Source organism: Butyrivibrio sp. MC2013 (assembly GCF_000424585.1).
GTDB lineage: Bacteria > Bacillota > Clostridia > Lachnospirales > Lachnospiraceae > Butyrivibrio.
On sequence record NZ_AUKE01000041.1, the window covers coordinates 1 to 5,642 of the forward strand.

The 5,642-nt window shown below is 43.1% G+C and carries 2 protein-coding genes; both read right to left on the bottom strand.

All coding sequences use genetic code 11. From position 1 onward, the window contains the following. Nucleotides 1-390: 390 nt before the first annotated feature. Nucleotides 391-3,042, bottom strand: a complete 2,652-nt coding sequence (locus G636_RS0114245; RefSeq protein ID WP_026508590.1) for a sensor domain-containing diguanylate cyclase — start codon at nt 3,040-3,042, stop codon at nt 391-393. Between the two features lie 239 nt (nt 3,043-3,281). Further along, nucleotides 3,282-5,072: an oleate hydratase gene (locus tag G636_RS0114250; protein ID WP_026508591.1), complete on the bottom strand. Its 1,791-nt coding sequence runs from the start codon at nt 5,070-5,072 to the stop codon at nt 3,282-3,284. Nucleotides 5,073-5,642 lie beyond the last annotated feature (570 nt).

The window sequence follows — 5,642 nt, forward strand, 5'->3', positions numbered from 1 at the left end:
ATAGGAAACAGCATGGTTTGCTCAAACGATATCTTCTTTTTCCGGGTAAAATCGGAAGATGGATTTTTTAAGAATTCATCCCTTCGTTCCAATAGGGATGAAAACACCGAGAATAGATTTTGACGTATTTCAGTAACAGTAAATGACATGTCAGCACCTCCGTAAAAATGTCTTATAATCAAGGCGCGGCAACATTTTTTGGCTGACTTGTCAAGCAGTTTTCGCAGAAAACTGCAAAAAAATCAGAGGGTATTTCACCTCTGATTTCAGTAATATATTTAATTGTAACTATAGGATTGGGACGGGAAATCCTTATCTAAATGGCATTGACCCCGTCCCCAAGAGACCAAAAAGGTGATCACCCACAAATGTGAGGTGATCACCTTTTTATTATGCTTTCAGTGCCTGCTTGTCCCGATACATGGCAGAATCAGCTCTTTCAAATACCTGTGATAGATTGTTATCATCCCGGTATATGGCAAGACCGCTGGCAATGACTACATCATCAGCCTTTTTTCTCTCCAAGTTGCCGTTATGGAACTCTTTCATCAGACTATCCACATTGTCATAATCCTCGCCTTTGACAATCGCTACAAACTCATCACCGCCCACTCTGAACACGGGACTGTGTTTAAAGGAGGTACAGATTATATGGCAGCCCTTCCTGATAAGCTCATCTCCTGCCTTGTGCCCCTTGGTATCGTTGACCAGCTTTAAGTTATTGATATCAAAGACCACTATGCCAAACCTCAGCTCATGACTCGCCTTTATCTGTTCATTCAGCCTGTTTTCCGCATGACTGTAGGCATTCTTGTTCTTGATACCTGTCAGAGCATCAATATTTGCTTCATTTTGGGCTGTAGACAGCTTGGAGCTGTATTCTTCTTCCTTTTTGACCTGCGCATCTATATCAATGATACCGGCGATAAGGCGTTTACCGTTTTCCTCAGAGACCTTGGCCACCTTCAGGCATACGTACCTGAGCTCCCCTTCAAAGATGATCCTGTAATTCATTGTGAATAAGCCTTTTTCATCTATCTGCTTAAGGACTTCCTCTTTGGAAAAAACACTGCTAAAGAGGGGACGGTCATCCACATATATCTTCTCCATTCCGTCGGTAAACGGTTGAGCAAAGAAATCGCTTCCCTCCTTGGGAACATTCATGGATGAATAATCACCACTGGAGCTGTACTCAACAAAGGCATTGGTATCCATGTCAATGGAATACATGCAGATGTAATCACCTGACAGAGCCAGTATGCGCTGATATGACTTGCGCTCCTCTTCTATACGTTTTATAGCTTCTATATGCTGCAGCTCTGCTCCATAATGTATATGTCCCAGAATAACGACCTTGATAGCCGTGATCCTGCGGATGTCATTATACGCGATACGCTGGATCAAAAGACGCAAAACAGATCCATCCTCTGCCGTAACATCAACAAACTGACGCTTGGTGCCACGAATGGCATCTTCAAGGCCTGCTTTAAACACAGCGCCCATATTGCTCACGACTTCTTTTTTATCGGAATTCACTTTAAATACAACACTGGGAAAATTGCGGTCCATAAACCTGCGATAAGTCCTGCTATGCTTCACAACGCTTATGGACTCGTCAGCTACTTCCAGCACCACCATGGGCAGCGTATCAAAAAAGTCGCCTGTCTCCAGTCCATCCTCAGTAAAGAATGACATATCATAAACACTGACTTTGCCAAGTTCCAGATAATAGTCATACTCATCAGGATTCTCAAAAACAGTCTTCGTCCCCTTTTGATATCTTTCAAAAATAGCATACTGAGAGATGGGCTTAAGGAAATAATATCCCTGGATCTTGCTGCAGCCAATATCCCTTAGAAAATCCACCTGATCTCTTCTTTCAACACCTTCTGCGATAGTCTCACTTCCAAAGGCGCTGGCTATCTTGATAAGCTCAGTTACCACAATCTTGCTCTTCTCATTTTCAGGGATCTTGTCCATGAATTCTTTGTCTATCTTGATGGCATCAAAAGGAATATCCTGAAGAAAATCAGGCGATGAAAATCCGCTTCCAAAGTCATCTATCCACACCTTAAAGCCAAGCTCGTGAGCACGATTTATCTGTGATTTGATATAATCCTGATCTTTGATGACAACATTTTCAGTGATCTCAAAGATGAAATATCTGTGTTCTATCCCAGCCTTGTCAACTCTCTCCTTAATCTCCTCCACTATGTCACAGGCATAGAAATCCGCCCTGGAGAGATTGATGGACTCAGGTACAAGAGGCAGCCCCTTTTCCTTTGCCAAAAGATGCTTTTCTATTACTCTGTCTGTCACAAAAAGGTCCAGCTTGTGAATCAGCCTGGCTTCTTCAAGTATAGGCACAAATACAAGAGGAGAGATAGAACCCTTAACAGGGTCCTCCCACCTTGCAAGTGCTTCATCGTCACTGATAAGATTATTGGCTATACGTACTATAGGCTGATGCAATACCTTTATACGTCCATCTCTAAGAGCCTGTTCAAAATTTCCGAGAATATAATGGCGGATCTCATACTCTTCCAGCATCTGTTTATCAAAGTATGAAATATTAGAACTATAAACACTTTTAACAGAGTCGCAGGCAATCTTGGCCCTATCGCAAGCTGTTGTGGCACTGACTACCCCCATATCGGAATTGTACACGCCCACCCTGACAGGAAGGCTATTGCAGCCATTTGTAAGTTCGATCTGCCTGAGCACCTCATCCAGCTTGTTATCCAGATCCGTACAATCAGTGAATATCGCAAAACGGTCTGCCATTAGCCTGCAGCAGTTATCATGACCAAAATGTCCGGCAAGGATATCAGCCACCGCCTTTAGAAGTCTGTCTCCTTCATCAAAGCCATGCTGTTGATTAAAGTTCTTCATGCCGTAGAGATCAAGATATATCACCGCATTGACATTATCGGATTTTTTTCTCTCCTTATAATTGGCTCTGACAAGTTCAAAGAAATAATTCATATCAGGCAGACCTGTCAGATGATCATAGCTTTTGTTAAGCACGGAATTCTGTCCCATAGTCAGCACCTTTACCGGAATTATTGAACACGATTTTGTCATGAACGGAATATCATATATATTTTAACAAATTTATAACTACTATATCAATACAATAGAGAGTTGCAGCAAAAGAAGTTAAAAATTCTTTAAGCTGCAGCTCTCTTATGATGCTTATGGCTTATTTGCCAGCTTCATGTCCTCACGAAACACGCAGTAAATGCGTGTTTCTGAAGGTACGTCTAATAACAATTACTTTCTTATATCAATCCGCTGTTCTTTAAGAGTATTTCTATATCAGTGCCCCTTACTTTCTTAAGGAGCTTTTTGACCAGTATTCTTTCCACTATGGTCAGAGGCAGTTCATCCACTGTCTTCTTGTCAACTGCATAATAGCAGGCCCTAAGAAGCTCTCTCACGTCATACTTGGAGCCCCACACTTCAGGAACACCTCTGTCCACGTTCATAAGGGTATATACCGCTTCCATACCTGTCCTGATAGAATACTCAGTGGTAAAGATAGTATCGCGAGGAGTCTCAGCAAACTGTCCAAGGAATGCGAAGTTCACAGCGCCGTCCGGCACTACCTTTGGCCTGTCTGATTCATGACGAGGCTGGAAGAAGGCGTTGACATAGGGCATATAGCAGGTGGTGGTATTGCAGCGTTTAGTGGCATATTCCTTTATCTTGTCTGTGGGTACGCCTATGTGATAGAGCCACTCTTCGCAGATCTCCTCACCTGTGCAGTAACGCATCCCCTTCTTTACATAATTGCCGGGCTTATTGGTGCTAAGGGCGTAGAGCCATACCAATACGGTGTTCTTGTCCTGAGCCTTGAACTGAGGCTGTCTGTTGATGGTCCAGGACAGATACCAGTTACGTGTGCTGTCCTTGACTGTAACTATGCCGCCTGTAGTGACCTTGCCCTCTCTGGGATCTCTTTTACATACAGAGATAATCTTTTGTATGATCTCTTCATCCGAGGTCTCCACAGTAGCACTCATCCAGTTGGTAGCTTCAGGATCTGAGCAAAAAGCATCAGGATTGCCATATTCGCCGCAAGTAGCCTGAGCTGCTATATTTCTCCAAAGGTCCCATGCTTCTCCCTGTCCGGGTACCACATTTGAAAGATCAGGTGCTGTATTCTGATCACCATAGCAGGAGGTATCCGTGCATGATCCGTTGGTGATAAATACAAGGTCATCCTCCATAAGGTCTATGCTCTCCATATGACCATCCCTTACATAATCAATCCTGTTTGCCACCCTGCGGCCATGATCCTCTTTGATCACAACATTACGTACATCTACGCCAAATTCAATCTTCACGCCGTGGCTTTCCAGATATTTCACAAGGGGCAGGATCATGCTTTCATACTGGTTGTATTTGGTAAAGCGCAACGCTGTGAAATCCGGCAGGCCGTCTATATGATGACAATATCTGCACAGATATCTCTTCATCTCAAGGGCAGAGGACCATCTCTGGAAAGCAAACATAGTCTGCCAATAGAGCCAGAAATTAGTATCCCAGAAAGAATCAGGCAGTATCTCAGATATCTTCTTGCCCTCCAGGTCCTTTTCAGGAGTGATAAAGAGCGTGGACAAAGCCATGGCCGATGCCTTATCCAGTTCAAACTTCTTATCTGTATGAGCGTCCTGTCCGCAATTAACAGTAGCCCTGCATAGTGAATAGTTGGGATCGTGCTTATTGAGCCTGTAGTACTCATCCAGCACGGACAGGCCAGGATTTTCTATAGAGGGCACATCGCGGAAAAGGTCCCACATGCATTCAAAATGATTGTCCATCTCTCTGCCGCCTCTCATATAGAAGCCCTTGGTGATATCTCTTCGTCCGTCGCAGCTGCCCCCTGCCAGGTCGATCTTCTCCAAAAGGTGTATTCTCTCTCCCTTGACCTGTCCATCTCTTACAAGATAAAAGGCTGCTGACAGACCTGCCAGACCTGTTCCTATGATATATGCTGACTTTCTGTCTGCACCTTCGGGCTTTTCGGGACGTGCAAATGATTCGTAAGTTCCTGCTGAATAATACATATCTACCTCCTTAACTGCCCACATGTTTCCATGTCATGAATCAGGAGCGCTTTTACATATCAACATAAATATCATGGAAATATGGAGCATCTATACATATTTACTGTTCACCTCAGATTATGAGGCTGTATTATCAGCAATAAAATAAGCAGTAATGTCCCTTTGTCGGATTATGCGACATTACTGCTCAAATGTATAAAAATCACCTTAGACCCGAAGAGAAAAACGACTAGTATAGAGGTTTTCTCGCGTTTCATTATATAGGCTGAAGTGAAAAGTTAAATTCCACTTCAAAAACGTCATTCTGAAAAGTGGAAGTTACTCTTTCAGAAAGGCGTTTTTTCTTTGGCATAGTTCCCAAAAGTTGAATTTACTGTTACAATAATTGCCTGTCAGAGGGTTTTAAATCCTCTGATGGCATATTTCTGGACATGACTAATAAGCGAAACTCAAACGTACATTTTGCGGGTGTAAGAGTGAATTCCACTTGGTTGTGGGGGTTATTGACTTGTCATGTCCGATTTGTGCCTTATGCATTTAGAGTTCCTTTTACTTTTTCTTTTTGAGTAA